Here is a 16,779-nt window from a genome sequence, read left to right on the forward strand (position 1 = left end):
GGGATATCTATTCTTGAGGTCCACTTCTTTGAAAGAGGAGTTCATAGGGATCCGGCTTAAGATTCGTTGCTAGTCGATCGAGAGTTTTCTTGATCTGTTCTGTAGGATCACTGCCTCGTTTCTTGAGGGTGGTGAGGACGGTTGTAAGAATACTGCACGTCTTGGCTCCGTTATCGGAAATAGATCCGTAGCTGACTTTTCTCGCTACAACAGACGGTCTGAGATCTCTCTCGGCCAGACTGTTTTCTGTCGGAACCGTTCGGTCTCGAGCCCAGTGGTACAACCTCTCTTCATTTTCACGGAAGATACCGGAACCTTTGTGTCCCGACCGCGCCTCCCACTTGTACAATTGACGAGAAAAGATACGTGTACATACTCTTAATTGAAGCAACATAGTTGATGACTGAAAGACAAAGCACATGAGCGCAGTGTTTGCCAAGGAGAAAAGTCTCTTGCATCAAAAAGATGAATGAGAAGGAGAGAAATTATGCAAAAGATTATCCCTTTTTTGTGGTTCGATGATAATGCTGAAGACGCCGTGAATTTCTATGTCTCTATTTTCAAGAATTCCAAAATCGTAAGCGTCGCTCGCTATGGTGAAGCCGGGGCAAAGGTTTCCGGGCAACCGGAGGGAACCGTAATGACTATCGTATTTCAGCTCGAAGGGCAGGAATTTATGGCATTGAATGGCGGCCCTGTATTCACTTTTTCACCGGCAATATCGCTTCTCGTAAATTGCGAGACACAAGAAGAAGTAGACGATCTCTGGGAAAAGCTCTCCCAAGGCGGAGAAATAATAGAGTGCGGCTGGCTGAAAGACAAATATGGAGTGTCATGGCAGATCGTCCCCACTGCTCTCAATGAAATGCTACAAGATAAGGACACTGAGAAATCGGAGCGAGTTATGAGTGCAATGCTCCAGATGAAGAAGATTGATATAGACGAATTAAGGCAAGCATATGACCAAGGCTAAAGTCTCACACTCAATTTTCATCCGACATTGTCCATAAAGGTCTGCAGGAGCCGCTAGATCCGGAACTCAAAATTGAAAGGAGTCCGGCAATACTGGGACTCAACCAAATTTGATCTGACGGCGGCTCCAAATAAACCGAGAGAAAAGCAACTCCACCAAATATCATCTATACGAATTACTTGAGCGTTAGACACCCGCAGTCACATCAATTCGGAGGGCCCGTTTGGTCCAACTTGCGGCGCAACTTTATCATTTTCAGCGCTTCCTGGATCGCGTCTGCAGTTCCCTCCGCATAGCCGTCCGCTCCGAAGAGCGCAGCGACCTCCTTGGTCACCGGGGCTCCTCCAAGCATGACGGCAACATCCGGATTCTTCTCCTTGATCGTTTCTATCACCTTCTTCATGTTCATCATCGTGGTTGTCATCATGGCAGAGAGGGCCACGATATCGGAATTGGTGCGCGACTGCTCCTCCGAGAATTTCTCTAAAGGCACGTCTCGCCCCAAATCATACACAGTGAAACCGGATACTTCGAACATCAGCTTTATTAGATTCTTTCCGATATCGTGTACATCGCCTTGTACGGTTCCGATAACGACCTGTCCTTTTATCCCGATGGAATCAGTCTTTTTGATATGAGGCTTCAGAATGTCCAATCCTGCGTACAGAGCATCAGCGCACATCAACATTTCCGGTACGAAATACTCTTGCTGGTCGTAAAGGTCACTTACAATCTCCATGCCTGCAGCGAGTCCGTTCATAATAGCGTCATACGCGTCCAGGCCTTCTTCCAGGGCTATTTCAGAGTATTCTCGGACAAGATCCTCCTCGTATTTCACGACTCCTTCGGAAAGCCTTCGCAGAATTTCCGCACGTCTTTCTTCCGAGACCATCTGTATTCCTCCATGTTATTCGATCATCCAACGTGGTGTACTCATCGTGACTGTCTTCTTCCGATCTTCCTGACACTCGTGAGCTTTTGACCCGAGGCAAAGGACACAGTGGTCCCTGTCGGCACCCGCTCCAAGCTTGAGGTAGATTTGTATCCCTTATTTCCGGACTTGCCAGTCGATCTGAAAGAGTCAAGCAGTCTGCGCTTTTTCCCGACTGCCGAGGAAGTAATCGTCCCTCGCCTTCCGTAGTTGGAGAATGTTTTCGATGGGCGACTGTGGAGCTATCCCGCATCCGGGAGCCAGGAAATCAACGCCATTTTCCAATGCTGCTACCGCTTCTTTGTAGCATTCTTCAGGTGACCCCATGAACAGCGTAGAGGATGTCCCCACGTTTCCAAATACTTTGACTCCCTTTCCATGGGCAATCTCTACAGCTTTCTTCAAATCCGTCTTCTCCTCCACACTAATCCCGGCTACTCCGGTGTCGCACATCATGTGGATTATCCTATCGGTGTTTCCGCAAACGTGTAAGACTATTGGGCCGTCCACGTTCGTCACCACTTTTCTCACTGCGGGAAGCACATATTTCTCGTACGCTTTCGGGCTCAGGAGATCGGGGCTGCTCGTCGGGTCGCCGAGGCAGAAGTAATCTGCTCCGTTACTGAATGCAAATTGGGCGACTTTAGTAACTGCTTCCACAGTAACATCCAGAACCTTCCGGACTGTTTCCGGATCTTTTATTATGGCTCGCATAATAGTCGATGCTTCAAGAAGGTTGGATGCGCAGGTGAAAGGTCCCTCAGCCATACCGAAAATGGCGAGTCGGTCTCCCACCCTTTCCTTCAAAAGCCTGAACTGTTCTTTGTAAGCCGGAAACCTTCCCCGCATCAACAGGTCTTCCGGGCAGTGCAATCCGTCCAGGTTGTGCTCGAAAGGATGGACTTTGATATAATATTGTAAGTCGATGGCAGGTTCTCCCAGGCCACAACCAAACACTTCGCTCAAAGCTGTCAGATCCCAGCCCATCGCTTTCACCCATTCGAATCCTGCATACTCATGTCCTGCCAGTGACAACTCTGTCAGGGCCACTGGATCGACATCGGCCAAAGGGCGTGCGTAGCCGCATCTGCTCATAAATTCCACTACGGGATAAGCCGTGGTACACCCGACAGGGGTCACGTCAACTTCTTTACCGGTCAGGCGTCGCATAAATCTTTCTTTAAGTGTCATGTGTGTTCCTCGCGGATACCTCGATGCTGATGAACACGAGCAGCTCGAATCGAATCGGCCCCGGGTTCCAACGCAAAAGATCCTGGCAACTCGTCACCTGATGTCCTTACCACCACCTCACCAGATCGGTCACCTGCTTACGAATTTTCACGAATTCGCGGTCGGTAATGTCTCTCGGATAATCGAGATGATCCACCATGACTTCCTCTTTGATCTTGGTAGGTTTCGGCGTGCACACCAGTATCCTCTCGGACAGGTACACCGCTTCTTCAAGATTGTGAGTCACGAATATTACGGTCTGCTTAGTCTTCTGCCACAGCCGAACAAGACTGTTTTCGATATGGAACCGGGTGCTGGTGTCCAGTTGTCCGAAAGGTTCGTCCATCAGCAGCATGTCCGGCTCGGTAACGAAAGCCCTTGCGATGGCTACACGCTGTTTCATCCCTGCGGAAATCTGGTTTGGGAAGAAATCCTTGAATTTCGTCAATCCTGTGAGGTCAAGAACGTTACCTACCCTTTCCTTGATTTCCGATTTCGGGTAACCCTTGATTTCAAGCCCGATCTTTACGTTGTCCCAAACGGTCCTCCACGGAAGGCAGGATGGTTCCTGAAACACAAAGGAAATATTGTGCTTCTTGAAATCCACAGGTTCACCATCCATGATGACGGATCCTTTTGTTATAGGCATGAGCCTCGTCACTACATTGCAGAACGTGGTTTTGCCACAACCCGTCGGGCCGACAACACATAGGAATTCGGAATCGTAGATATCGAAGTTGATATCGTTCAAGACGACCAGATCCCCGAAGTGCTTGCAAAGATCCCTCACCTGAATTTTAACTTTCTTTGCGGCCATGCCCTGTCCCTCTATTCTGTTATTCGACGATTTCGCATTCTCTGGTAATAGTAGCTCGGAACTCAAGGAATTCCGGGCTCGTCAGATCCCTCGGTCTCGGTAGGTCCACGGTGTACTCGCCTTTCATATGCGCCGGGAGCTTCGAAAGCACAATGATCCTGCTGGCAAGGTACACGGCCTCTTCGATGTTGTTGGTGATGAAGACCACAGTCTTCTTTTCCTGCTCCCAAATGCGCATGATTTCGATCTGCATCAGGTATCGTGTCTGAGCGTCAAGGTGACCGAAGGGTTCATCCATAATCAGGAGATCCGGATTAGTCGCATATGCTCTGGCAATGGCGACTCTCTGCTTCATTCCCCCGGAAATCTGCCATGGGTAGTAGTCTTCGAAGCCGGCCATGTCTACCAGCTTAATCACGTCTTTTGCCCTTTGAATCGCTTTTGCGCCGTCCACTCCCCGTATCTCGAGTCCCATGGAGACGTCTTCGATCATGGTGTACCACGGGATGCACGACGGCTCCTGAAAGACATAGGATATGTTGTGTACGTGGGGGTCGATGATCTCACCCCTGATTCTCACTTTCCCGGCTGTGGGCTTTTCAATACCGGACAGGATGTTACCCAGAGTGGTCTTTCCGCAGCCTGTCGGTCCCACGATTACCAGGAACTCGTTCTCCTCCACCGAGAAGACCAGGTTGTCCAGAACATCCATGCTCGAATATTTCTTGCTTATGTTGACATCAAGAAGTTGGCTGGCCATTTTTTTCTCACCTAGTCGATGGAGACTTCCGACCTCCATCTGAATAACCTTCGTTCTACCACGATAAAGATCTCATTCATGAGAAACCCGATGACCCCTATCACGAGCATCCCTACGATAATCTCGGGCATTCTGATCAGCTCGGCATACTTCAGAATGAGTCGGCCGACACCTACCATCTCGCCGCCAATCATTTCCGCTGCCACGATACACATCCACGCAATCCCCAGTCCGACTCTCATGCCTGTAGCGATATCCGGCAGCACGGAAGGAATAACGATTTTTCGGATGATGTACCAACGCGGCGCTCCGAAAACCTTTGCCACATTGACGTGGATAGGGTTCACATGGGTCACGCTAAGGAGCGTGGTGATAAAAATGGGAAAGAACGCTCCCAACCAGATTAAGAAGGCGTAGCGGGAAAATCCGACAAGGAGGACTATGGCCAACGGAATCCAGGCGATGGGTGGTATAAAACGTACCGGTTCCAGAATGGCACGGGTTCGGTTGTAGATCTTCGGCTTGAGTCCCAGGGCCAGTCCAAGAGGAATTCCAAGGATGCACGCGGCTGCAAAGCCAGCAAATATCCTCACAAGACTAGCCCATATGTGAGCCCCCAGACCAATCTGCTCTATGTCACCCTCAGTGATCAACCCCACAAAAGCTTTCCAGACCGCGGAGAGAGACGGAAAAAATGGTGAATTCTGCCAATAAGAGAAGATTGACCACAGGATAGCGACTACAACAAGACTCACAAGATTGTATACTACCGTCTTGGTCTCTTCTATTGTTTTTCCATTCATACGTGAATCTCCCTGAATTGGTGATCTCGGAGCCTGATGTCCACCGGTTTTGTATTGAAATGTATTCTGGGGCCATCAGACTCGAGAGCCCTATTTCTTGGTCAGACACTCATCCAGAATCGCAGGCTGATAAACGGCCTTGATGAAGTCGTCCATATTCTTTATGGAATCTTTTTGGATTTTACCGCTGGTAATCAGACCTTCTGCCTGCAGCTTGAGACTCTCCACATTGCAATAGGGCGGAAAGGGATGCTTTACGGTCTGGAGTGCCGTGCGAATCACTTCCTCTTTCATACCTGTCTTCTGGGCCATCATTGCCACAGATTCATCATAATGCGTTCTGAACCACTCACACGCTTCCAAATAAACCTTTAACACCTTGGCCACTGTCTCAGGATCTTTTTTGAGGATTGACCCTTTGGTGACGATGACGCAGCACTGATGATCGGGAAGAATATCCTTGGAAGTGAGAATCTGATGGCCATACCCGAGATCGACTGCTCGAGTCGGATGAGGCGCCCATGCAATGAAGCCGTCAACCTCACCTTTTTGCAGGAAGAGCGGCATATCAGAGACTTTCATATGTTTGTGACGTATCTTGATGTTCTCTTTCCTGGCCACCATGTCCACCATAGCATCCTGAATGGAACCGATACCCGGGGTGCCAACGCTCTTGTCTGCGAGATCCTTGGGAACTTTTATGCTGTCTTTAACCACAATACTGGATCCTTCAGAATTGGCGCTGGCAAGAATAACTACATCAACCCCTTGCCCTCTGGTAATCATGACAGGCACGGCTCCAAGACTGCCAAAGTCAATCTGCCCGGACGTGAAGTCTTGCATCAGGTAGGCGCCTGCGAGAAACTCTTGCCACGCCACCTTGAAGCCTGCTGCCTCCAGCATTTGCTTTTCTTTCATGATCATCACGCCGGGACTGTGTAGCTGATCGGCCACCAGGTACCCGAAACGGATTTCCTTCGTTTGACCACTTGCCGGTCCCTGAAGCCCCAAGAGGAGGAGGAAAACCACTACGACTGGAAAGACTGACCGCATGGCTGCTCGTTTCATAACTCTGCTCCTTCTGAAATAAAGGGTGGAACTTCGTACCTTTGATGAGTTCAACTTCATGGTGTTCTAACCATTGTTGCTTCAGATGAATCGTATAGTACTTCGACGTCGGAATCGGTTACGTGAAACTCTTTTTTCAGAATAAGTTCCTTGAGATATTCCGCTAATTTCTCATCGGATTCGGTAAAGTAACGGGTGTCTTTCTCAGGCTTCATCTTGCTCAGGTACGTGCTGACGCTCGCTAGCACCGAATCATCCAGAACCGGTATCGCCAGGGCCACGGAATATGCGATTGGAGAGCTGTTGCTCATCGACTGATCATGAATGAGTAATGGCGTCATCCCAAACATCTCAGCAGACAAAGATAGCGCTTCTCTGGCGGAAGAACCGTAGGATCCACGGCCGATTACGATGCCGGGCACTTTATTCAACAGCACTTTATTGCCTCTCCGGATAGTCCGAAGATGGGCGTTCATACTTGGGCCGTCATCACCAGCATTAACACGTGAAGTCGGGATAAACGTGTTGTACGTGAACATCCTAGCGAACTGAAGAGTTTCCGATGCAAAAGAATTGTGATACATGTCTCCTTCTGCAGAAAGGCACTTCACCCGAATTTCTCTGTTATTCAGAATGTCTACGAGCAGCCTTGCTCCGCATGGGATTTCACTCGTGTCATCACAGACTTCGTCAGCAAAAATCAGCGTGTCCACTACGCCAAGCCGCTCGTTCGGAGCAGGGCCCGGGTGACCTGGAACGCCATTCAGCCATATCTTCTTGGCTCTCGTGAAAGTTCCCCGTCCAGCAACCGGAACCAGAAGCATGGCTGCGCTTCCTGAAATACTGCTGTGGAAAGCCATCGTAATCAGGTCCACATCAAGGGATGTCAAGTCTTCCCCTGATTTCATTCGATTTAGGAGTTCCATTTCGGTGTAGACCTTCGCTTCTCCAGCCATGATCTTGCTGTTTATCATCGAAATACTCTGTTCAAAGGCGCACATTTGAGGACTCCTCATCCGACTACGACGGTTCCACAGCGCTGGCGAGATGCATGACTCTCTGCGACATGTGATTTTGCTCGATTCCATCAATGAGGTGAATCATGCATCCCGGACATGTGGTGATGACCACATCGGCCTTTGTTCGCTTGATGGATTCGATCTTGTCCTGGCCGATCTTTCTCGAAAGATCCTGGTTTTTCAGATTGAACGATCCTCCGAAGCCGCAGCAGCCATTGTTGTCCATCTCTACAAAACGATTTCCAAAGACTTTCTGAAGGATCGCGCGGGGTTGCTCGACGACCCTCTGATGACGGGCCAAGTGGCAGGGATCATGGTACGTGACCCGAACGTTGTCCGGCAGTAGCGATTGATAGCGAAGCGGCTTCAGGTCAGTCATTTCCACGATAAATTCGGAGATATCCCTGACCTTGGCCGCAAATTGGGAAACCAGTGCTTTCGGGCCTCGATCTTGCACGAGACTTGCCCAGCCCTCCTTCAGAGCCGAACCGCACGTTGCACAGCCGGTGACGACGTAGTCCGCCTTCGCTTCGGATAAGACCTGCATATTGTGAAGCGCCATTTCTCTGGCAGTTTCCATGTCTCCGTTCGCATGAACCGCTGTACCGCAACATCCCTGGTTTTTTGGAAAGATCACTTCTACACCGGAACGCTGCAGTAATCGAATAAGGCTTTCTCCTACATGCGGGAACATGAACTCGGTGGCACAACCGGAGAAATACGCAACGCGAAGGTCCTTCTTGTCACTATTGGGGTCGGGAGGGTTTATTTCCGAAATCCGTTCGCTCAAGAAACTCGCAGCAATAGAGGGAAAGTGACGAGTTCCTGCGATTCCGGTAAACAGCATCGGAATGTGACGAACCCTCCCGGATTCCGACGAAACACCCGTTCCTGAGCTTCCCCCCTTCCTCTTGGATTCCGGAAGCATCCATTGGAATGCAGCCGCCATTCTCAGTGCCTTCTTCATGGTGTCCCTGTTCTTCAGCACGTGCCGAAAAGCCAGGGAAGAAGTCAGTGGAAGCCCGTTTTGCCTCACCAGTTCTCCTCTCACAGCCAGCATGATGAGGTCATTGCGCACACCCTGGGGGCAAGTGTTGGTACACCCCCCGCACAGGAGGCATTTCTCAAAACGATCCCTGGCGTCCGTTACGAGATCTTGCGGGTTCTCAACGAGTCCCTTGATCAGGTGATTGCGTCCGCGAGGACCATAGTTTTCATCCGCGATTTCGCTGTATACAGGGCAGTAAAACAGACAACTGCCACATCTGATACACTTCTCCACCTCATTGCGGATCGATTCGATTTCCTCTCGTGTGCCTTGACTCTTCATCGCTCTTTTTCCTGCCCTGAGCACGTGAACCTTCGGCTTCCATCCGGAAGGCACGGTCAAAGATTCCAAAATTTCAACTCAAGATCCGAGTCCGACAAAAGGAACTCTCCTTTGAGCATGAGGTCCTTGAGGTGCTCGGCTGCCTTTTCCGAGCGGTAACGGTTTGATTGTCTGAAAATGATCGGTATATCTCGTTCAAATGCATGAACTGTCCCCATGCACCCCTTCGGAATATCGCCTTTGCCTTTGAAAGCCCCGCCAAGGCAGTTGGAAGTGCAAGCGCCACAGGCCACACAGAGCGACTGATCGATACGCTTGTCTTTCCAGGAAATGGCTTTCATGGGGCAGTAGTATTCTGCGGGACACTGAAACGAGCAGCAGATACATCGTTCCGCATCGAATTCGACTTCGAGGGGTGCGCCTTTCCAGATGTCCGCGTACGTGATACCAAAGATGCCTATTCTGTCTCCGAGATCGGCTATTTGAAGAGGTATCGTCTCATCCAGGCAATTGGCCAGACCATCCAGTACCTCCCGATCGGTGATAGGGAAAGGAATGGCCAGACCATTGGTCACTTCTACCCCGAAGCTCGTCCTGAACCCACCCATATATTGCGGGTCCATGTCTGCCATATCTCCTGCAACACAGAGGCATCTTTTCGCAGGACTGCTGCGGGTTCCATTGCCTACAATCACTCCCGGCGCCCCATTCAGCAGTATTTTGGTACCTGATTTCATGACTTTGCTGTAACGATCGTTCTCTACAGGGTTGAGTTCACCGCTGCCACTTACTGTCAATCCTCTCATGAGAGGCACAGGACGGCAGGCAAAAATGGAGGTCGGATTTTCACGGTACAACCTGTGGTTCTTGAAATTGCCAAAGGCCATATAGTTTTGAAAACAGTTTCGGAAGTTGTAGAGACGGGCAAACTTGAGTTGAGCCAGAGTGATTGACGTGCAAATGGTGTTTCCCTCTGATGTCAAACACTCAAGATCCACCTCTTTGCCTTCCACCAGGTCTCTCAGAAGATTACCTCCTCCATAGTGTCCGTGATGATCGCGGCTTTCGGCTGTACCGTACACCACAGCTTCCACTATGCCTGTTACCTCTTCCGTATTGGATGACAGGATGCAGGGCACTCCATTCAGCCACATCTGCCTGGCCTTCTTAAAACTGCCATGTTCGGCTAACGGTATGGCCAGCATGGCTGATGTCCCTGACATGACACCTCTGGTGCCCGTAGTGACGACGTCCACATCGGACACTTTGAACTTGTGCCCTCTTCTCACCTCCTTTTTGAACTCCATCGCCGTCATGACCACTGCCTGGCCACTCTTCAATTTCTCATTTATTTCGGCGACGGTCTTTCTGTCTTCTGCCATGTGAGACCTCCCAAGGCCCGTTCAATCTAGAATCTCTACCTGACCCCAAGCACCCATTTTGTCGTTTACGAGTATGACTACTCCGTTCACACCTATTTCCCGGGCCTTTTCAATCGCGCTCTCCACATCACGAGGTCCTTTCACCAGATTACCGACGGCAGTGGCAGCCGCATCCGCTAGCGATGCCGAAGAAGCAACCACCATGACAGCATCGGCACAACCAAAACTGAGTGAATGCCCCAGGGTTCCTGAAGACGTGCAAATTCCTATAGGTTCCGGGGTTGCATCCAAGGCTATTCTCAACCCCTTGAACATCGAGCTTTCAGCCAGGAGAAGCATTTCTCTACGCTTTGAGGAGAAAAGGAAGATGTCTCCTCCGTTCTCCACTATCAGTTCATGGCTGAAGGGCATGAGATCCATTCCGACGAATTCCGAAATCGCACCTGCAACCGATGCCATCGGCCCCACGCCACATTGCGTCGAAACTGAAATCATGGTCTTGACAATCTTCGCTGCTGTGTCATCCGGAGGAACGGGAACCAAAGACCGGGCAAAAAAAGGATGACTTACGATGTACTCTTCAATCTGCCGCCGATAGTGCATCACCGTGGGGAAGGCTTTGCGACTCAGGTTGGTCGTACCCGAAATCAAGAGATCGGTTTGCTTGATGCGAATTCTCGCGGAGATCAACTCCTTTGAGTTGACCAGTCCTCGATACAGGTCCGCATCTATTTCTCTGGGTACAGGCATTTGATCCATCCCTCACGCCGTGATCTGGATGTCACCCATTTCACGGAGTCGTTTCTCGTTCAGGACGAAGGCTACATCTTTCGCATGGCCGAAATAGATGCATTTCATGGTGCACCGCGTTGCGCATGCAGGCATGAACCCCATTTCCAGCCGATCCACACAAGAGTCGCAACTTTTAGCTCGTCGATCGGGTTGTTGTCCGAAGGGACAGGTGATCCAAAAATTGTACTGGCTATAATAGTCACAAGGTGTATCGCAGTGACGGCATGATAAAGGCATGCGCAGGAGCGGCTGAATACTTGGACTCTTGCCGGCGTGTACCCCGATAGCTCTGCAGGAATCGGGTTCGTGAATATCCGCGGTGTGTTCGATTCGGCATGCGATCTGGCAAGCGCCGCAGGATATGCAGCGGTCCAGGTCAACCATGAGAACCAGTTCCGCAGGATTTCCCTTATCCAGATCGGCCACGGAGACCTTGAAGTTTTTGCTCACATAGAGGACTTTCATTTCTCAACATTCCTCCGGGTTGTCTCCGCGCAAGGAATCGTTTCGAGCAACCATCGCTGCGGGTTCATGATACGCTCTTTCGCGGTTGAAATTGTTCGACAAACCTGACGATCAGTGCAGTAGCCGCTTCTTTTTCCGACTGAAACTTGTATGCGGTTACCCATGCAAACTTCTTTGGTGCCACCCCGGAAGATGGCAGATCAAAGAGGCTTCTGGGACTTTCATATGCAAAAAAAGGTTGATAAGGATCGATTTCCTCCGGACACCAGACAGTCCTGGGGTCAATGTCGTCACTCAACCACGCAGGGGCAGTCAAAGTGCCGTTGTCATTTTCGAGGGTGAGAGATTCGCCTTTACTGACGCCAATGAGTCTTGCCAGTTGCGGATGAATCTTGATTCCTGAGCCGTTGGCTTCGACTCCCCGATCCGTTACGAAGTGGCCGAACTCGTTGGTGCTGTCGATAAGTGTTCCTGTTATCAACATCAAAGGGTATAGGGCTTTTTGCGGTTCTGCCGATGACGATTTGTCATGAATCAGGGAGACTGCACAGTTGATTTTGCCCGAGGTTGTCGGGAAACGACTTTCTGATAGAGGATAATTCGTGCTCCTGCGGAACAGAATGTTCTTACCTCTGATATTTCCCTGGATAAGTCGGTTGTCTTCAAAATCCAATTCCGATGGATCGATACACGGCCACAGTATTCCACCGGGTGGGTTGATTTCGGGATCCAGATCCTTGGCGGAGACTACCTGAGTCAAAGGATTGTTGAGCAGGAAGAAATGTACAGCTTTCCGAGAATCGACTTCTCCCTGTTCGTTCCGCCATGGACATGGCTTGCCGGAATCCATGGAAGTTGCCAAGTCCGTCCAGAATTGCAGATTCGATCCACACTCTCCCGGAGGTTCCACGATTTTGTGGTGCCACTGTACAGACCTACTGTTGTTGGTAGCAACGAGACCGGAATATTCAAGCCACGAACTCATGGGAAAGGAGAAGTGGGCACGATGAAAGGTCTCGTTCGGATATGACGAGAGGTGCACGATGAGGGGAATTTCGCTCATCGCAGCTTTTGTCTTCTTTCCATCCGCGAGGCGTGCACAAGGATTCCCACGACAGATCAGTGCACCGATTCTGTGTTTGGGAGAAAGGAGAATATCTTCAAGATCGAAATGAGACTCTTCCTCCTCGGATGTCCTTGCATCACCGGAATTCTCCAAGCCCCAGGATTCCCAGAGAAAGGGTGATGCATTAAGAAGGTTCAATCCTCCTCCGGGAATTCCTATCGATCCTCTTGCGCAAACAAGAGCCGCGCAGAGAAATACTTCGAGCTCGGAAAGGTATCTCCGGGAATGCCAACTCCCTGCAATAACCTGGATCGGATAGGCACGACCGATGGTGTCGGCCATCCTCTCCAAATCTTTAATATCGACCCAGCAATCCTTGGCTGCCGTTTCAAGGGAAACCTTTTCGAGTTCCGACTTGAGACTCGTAAAGCCTTCCGTGGATTCTTGCATGAACTCTTCGTCTATCATTCCTTTCCGAATAAGAAGATGCAGAATTGTCTTCAACGCCAGAGACTCACTTCCAGGTTTCACACGAAGCGATAGACTGGCTCTCGAAGATGTCATTGTAGTTGCGGAACCAATCGAGAGGAGAGGTGTGCCCCGATCTCTGGCATCCAGGAGAGGACCCAAGGTCATTGGATCCGTGGCTGCAAGATCGCAATTATAAAGCAGAATGCACTTGCTGTGGCACCAGTCGCGGGGTGAATTCATCAGCAAAGAGGATCCCGGAACGCCGAACATGTTGTCGATGATGCCGCCTTTTCCAAAGGGACGAGGAAAGAATCGGGCGGGAGTATTGGTTATGCCGAACTGACGGGCGAACCAGGCTGCGCCTGCAAGGTAATCAAAAGGATCGGAATCGTTGCCGTGAATGCAGATAGATTCTTTGCCGAAGGTCGATGCAATTTCCGAAATCCTTTTTGAAAGTGCACGAATGGCGTCACCCCATGTCACCTCCTGGAAAGGTTGTGTGAGGCTTGCCCTTACACGGGATTGTGTAATGCGGTTCGGATTTGTGCCATGAAAATAGGAGAGCATTCCTTTGGGGCAGAAGGAACCTTTGTTCACAGGGTGCTCTTCGTCACCAAAAATGTCTACGATCTCGCCATTTTTTAGAAAAACCTTTACACCGCAACCTGCCGGACAATTACCACAGGTGGATCTTCTCATGGTGTCAAAGTCTCTGACGGTTTGTTGCTTTTTCTTGAACATTGTTTCCGGTCCTCTTCCAACGAATTCACCGAGAAACTGTGCAATAACTCTAGATTTTTTCGATCATGAACCCCAGTCCCGATCTCAGACCTCGGATGGGGTTGCTATGAGAAAATGCAGACCTGGAGTCACTTTGTCCGCCGTGCTTTTATTCCGAACGCTTCAGCAACGGCCATTGTGGATAATCTCTTCTTTTCACGAACTGAGGTTAGTGCAACTGACATGCCAATTGCGAAGTGTGACCGGATTCTCAATCACAGAGGGACTATGAGGTGCTCTCGGGAGAGTCATTTGTTTAGCTCGGCGGTCTCCTTTATACGATTTGCCGAACTAATGTCCGAATTGAGGACAAGAGTATTGGTGGGTGCCGCCCTCCGGAAAGTGTCTCAAAAATCTCTAATGCACAAAACTCGTGCCACGATTCTCCATCCGAGTAGGGGCAGACCTATGTGTCTGCCCTCATTTGGGCGGACTCGCAGGTCCGCCCCTACAATCAGGCCGTGAAGATGATGAGAATTTCGTGCCACGATTTGGAATGAATTTCGACTTTTGAGACAGTCTCAAGGCGCCGGTCCCTACTAATATCTTGTGTTCGAGCGGGGGATAAGCGTCAGAATTTTGGGCAACCGCTCTAAATACATGCTTTCCTCGCGGGGTTTTTCGTCACATGCCGGTTGGCAGATCGGAATGTGTGTCCGACTGGGTACACCGCGTCCGGAATGCTTTTCATAGTGATAATCCGGCAACAATCTCTTTCAAAACAGTTCTTGCAGATTTCTTTCAAGGATGTAACAATGGAGATTATGAGTTTTCTGTAATCAATTGATTACATGTAACCGGTAGATTACAGTGGCAACAGAATCCGGTCGCTATGCAGCAAGAAGCGGCACTGAGGTCGGGCTCTGATGCAGACACGATTCTTCCCGTGATAGCTTAAGGAATATCGCATCCGCCTACCGATTCAGGAGGTTTGGCCATGATGGCTGGCTCTGTGTGCCGTGATGCCGATGTGTTGCGACTGGAAAAGTATGAAGATTGCCTGCACAAGCTCATACTTGATCTTGCGCACGTTGGCGTGCTGATAACGGATAGGAAAGGTGACATCAAATATCTGAACCCGACGTTCGCCATGATGTTCGACATGGACATCAAGACGGCCATCTCCAAGAATATCAACGACTATTTTCCCCATTCCAAGCTCATGAGGGTAATGGAAACGGGAATACCCGATAAGGCTGTTGAGTTTTCTTTCAAAGGCCAGAGTGCCCTCGTGAATCGCTATCCCATTACGCACCAGGGAGTGACTGCAGGCGGGTTTATTGAAGTGTATTTTCGGGATATTAGAGATCTCCAGAAACTCATGCGCAAGATGACCAACCTGCAGAAGAAGGTCATCTATTATAAGCGCAAAAGCCAAGGGCTTCCGGGAGCATCGTACACTTTTGATGACATCATAGGCCAGAGCACGGTCATACGAAAATTCAAGAAATTGGGTATGCAGTTCGCCCGCAGCTCTATTCCTGTTCTCGTACTCGGCGAGAGCGGTGCAGGAAAGGAACTGGTTGCGCATGCAATTCATTCCGCCGGTTCCAGGTCCGATGAGCCTTTTGTCCGTGTAAATTGCGCGGCAATTCCCAAGGACCTGCTAGAATCAGAGCTTTTCGGCTATGAGGAAGGAACATTCACTGGAGCCAAGACGGGCGGGAGAGTGGGGAAATTTGAGCTGGCCGACAAGGGAACCATATTCCTTGACGAAATCGGTGAGCTTCCCTTGGATATGCAGGCCAAGTTGTTGAGAGTACTGGAGAACGGAGAAATTCAGAAGATCGGGACTTCCGATGTGGTCTATTCGGATTTCAGACTGATCGCAGCAACGAACAAGGATTTGGCGGCATCTGTGGCCAAAGGCACCTTCAGGGAAGATCTGTACCATCGTCTTCACATTCTGGTGCTCGCAATTCCGCCATTGCGAGACAGGCCTGAAGATATTCCCCTGCTTGCGCAACACTTACTGGATACTACCAGAGATAAGCCATCCAACCTGGAAATCACCTTCGCAAGTGAAGTGAAGCAACTGCTGCAAGCTTACCCCTGGCCGGGCAATATTCGCGAACTCAGAAACGTGCTCACGTTCGCCGTTTTTTCGCTAGACGAAGGACAGACAGAGATCCGGCTGCGAAACCTTCCACCGTACATGCTCGAAAATCAGGTCATGATGGTAACCAGATTGAAGCCTGCACTGTCCCCTCTGAATCAGGCCAGAGAGAAATCGGAAAAAGAGGCTCTTCTGGCGGCCCTGGAGCAAACCGCACAAAACAAGGCTCAAGCCGCAAAACTGCTGGGAATATCCCGGAACGAAATTTACCGCAAAATGCGAAGATACGGACTTCTGTCCAGATAAACTCGATCCCCCCGAATCAGATGATTCTGCGCTTCGGGAGACAGTCTCCTGACTGACGTGCTTCCATTCAAGCGCGGGATCCAATCTCATTGATGTCATCTCATATCGATTTGCTTTCAGAGTTAGACGAAAATCCCCTCTACCCCCATAGGCGCTACCTCGCTGTAATTCTTTGTCCTGCAGGGACCAAAGAAAATAGCCCGGTAATTTATTGCCGGGAATCTGTGTATCAGCCGTCCCGCCGGGACTCGAGAATCATTAGGTTTTTCCCTTAACCGGCGATGAATCGCCGGCCTATTTTCAGTTGTTCCTCCGGAACAAACGATCCAGAACACGCTAATTTAGCGCTTATAGCAGTTGCCAAAATTAGTGACCGATTGAAGAGTAGGAATATTGGTAGGTGCCGTGCCTCCGTGCCGGCACATCTTCAATATGATCAATGATATCGATGAATGGACCGGCAGCGACGCCGGTCCCTACCAATATCCTGTAATTCACACGAGGGATAAACGACAGAATTTTTGGCACTG

At 50.1% G+C, this 16,779-nt stretch carries 14 protein-coding genes and 1 pseudogene; 2 read left to right on the forward strand and 13 right to left on the reverse strand.

Translation table 11 applies throughout. The features are described from left to right. Positions 1-7 precede the first annotated feature (7 nt). A pseudogene (locus DESTI_RS16015) lies at positions 8-307 on the reverse strand (IS66 family transposase); the annotation flags it as partial. A 180-nt stretch (positions 308-487) separates the two neighbouring features. On the opposite strand from DESTI_RS16015, the gene DESTI_RS16020 reads away from it, so the two are divergent. Beyond that, on the forward strand, positions 488-973 hold the full coding sequence (locus tag DESTI_RS16020; RefSeq protein ID WP_014811012.1) for a VOC family protein: 486 nt from the start codon (positions 488-490) through the stop codon (positions 971-973). A gap of 205 nt (positions 974-1,178) precedes the next feature. Here DESTI_RS16020 and DESTI_RS16025 read toward each other — a convergent pair whose 3' ends face one another. The 12 genes from DESTI_RS16025 to DESTI_RS16080 all read right to left on the reverse strand — a co-directional run bounded on the left by DESTI_RS16025 (position 1,179) and on the right by DESTI_RS16080 (position 13,848). After that, positions 1,179-1,865, reverse strand: a complete 687-nt coding sequence (locus DESTI_RS16025) for a corrinoid protein (RefSeq protein WP_014811013.1) — start codon at positions 1,863-1,865, stop codon at positions 1,179-1,181. 189 nt (positions 1,866-2,054) lie between these two features. Next, a complete protein-coding gene (locus tag DESTI_RS16030) occupies positions 2,055-3,095 on the reverse strand; it encodes an MtaA/CmuA family methyltransferase (RefSeq protein WP_014811014.1) in 1,041 nt (346 codons plus the stop codon). 106 nt (positions 3,096-3,201) lie between these two features. After that, positions 3,202-3,951, reverse strand: coding sequence for an ABC transporter ATP-binding protein (locus DESTI_RS16035; protein ID WP_014811015.1), 750 nt, complete (start codon positions 3,949-3,951; stop codon positions 3,202-3,204). A 19-nt stretch (positions 3,952-3,970) separates the two neighbouring features. Next, entirely contained in the window at positions 3,971-4,711 is a 741-nt protein-coding gene (locus DESTI_RS16040) for an ABC transporter ATP-binding protein (RefSeq protein ID WP_041286250.1), read from the reverse strand. An 11-nt stretch (positions 4,712-4,722) separates the two neighbouring features. Beyond that, the gene (locus DESTI_RS16045) at positions 4,723-5,514 is read right to left on the reverse strand and encodes an ABC transporter permease (protein WP_014811017.1); all 792 of its coding nucleotides are present in this window, start codon (positions 5,512-5,514) and stop codon (positions 4,723-4,725) included. 90 nt (positions 5,515-5,604) lie between these two features. Continuing rightward, positions 5,605-6,582 carry an ABC transporter substrate-binding protein gene (locus DESTI_RS16050; protein ID WP_014811018.1) on the reverse strand — a complete coding sequence of 326 codons (978 nt, stop codon included), beginning with the start codon at positions 6,580-6,582 and terminating at the stop codon, positions 5,605-5,607. Positions 6,583-6,638: 56 nt separating this feature from the next. Next, positions 6,639-7,556: a homocysteine biosynthesis protein gene (locus DESTI_RS16055; RefSeq protein WP_169316382.1), complete on the reverse strand. Its 918-nt coding sequence runs from the start codon at positions 7,554-7,556 to the stop codon at positions 6,639-6,641. A 46-nt stretch (positions 7,557-7,602) separates the two neighbouring features. After that, positions 7,603-8,931, reverse strand: coding sequence for a (Fe-S)-binding protein (locus tag DESTI_RS16060; protein ID WP_014811020.1), 1,329 nt, complete (start codon positions 8,929-8,931; stop codon positions 7,603-7,605). 56 nt (positions 8,932-8,987) lie between these two features. Beyond that, the gene (locus DESTI_RS16065; protein ID WP_014811021.1) at positions 8,988-10,313 is read right to left on the reverse strand and encodes a methanogenesis marker 16 metalloprotein; all 1,326 of its coding nucleotides are present in this window, start codon (positions 10,311-10,313) and stop codon (positions 8,988-8,990) included. Between the two features lie 21 nt (positions 10,314-10,334). Continuing rightward, positions 10,335-11,063, reverse strand: coding sequence for a UPF0280 family protein (locus tag DESTI_RS16070; RefSeq protein WP_014811022.1), 729 nt, complete (start codon positions 11,061-11,063; stop codon positions 10,335-10,337). Between the two features lie 12 nt (positions 11,064-11,075). Further along, positions 11,076-11,570 carry a 4Fe-4S binding protein gene (locus DESTI_RS16075; protein WP_014811023.1) on the reverse strand — a complete coding sequence of 165 codons (495 nt, stop codon included), beginning with the start codon at positions 11,568-11,570 and terminating at the stop codon, positions 11,076-11,078. A gap of 64 nt (positions 11,571-11,634) precedes the next feature. Further along, positions 11,635-13,848, reverse strand: a complete 2,214-nt coding sequence (locus DESTI_RS16080; RefSeq protein ID WP_014811024.1) for a molybdopterin-containing oxidoreductase family protein — start codon at positions 13,846-13,848, stop codon at positions 11,635-11,637. Between the two features lie 976 nt (positions 13,849-14,824). Between DESTI_RS16080 and DESTI_RS16085 the strand changes: the two genes are divergently transcribed. Next, positions 14,825-16,249, forward strand: coding sequence for a sigma-54 interaction domain-containing protein (locus tag DESTI_RS16085; RefSeq protein ID WP_014811025.1), 1,425 nt, complete (start codon positions 14,825-14,827; stop codon positions 16,247-16,249). Positions 16,250-16,779: the final 530 nt, after the last annotated feature.

Source organism: Desulfomonile tiedjei DSM 6799 (assembly GCF_000266945.1).
In the GTDB taxonomy this organism is placed as follows: Bacteria; Desulfobacterota; Desulfomonilia; order Desulfomonilales; family Desulfomonilaceae; genus Desulfomonile; species Desulfomonile tiedjei.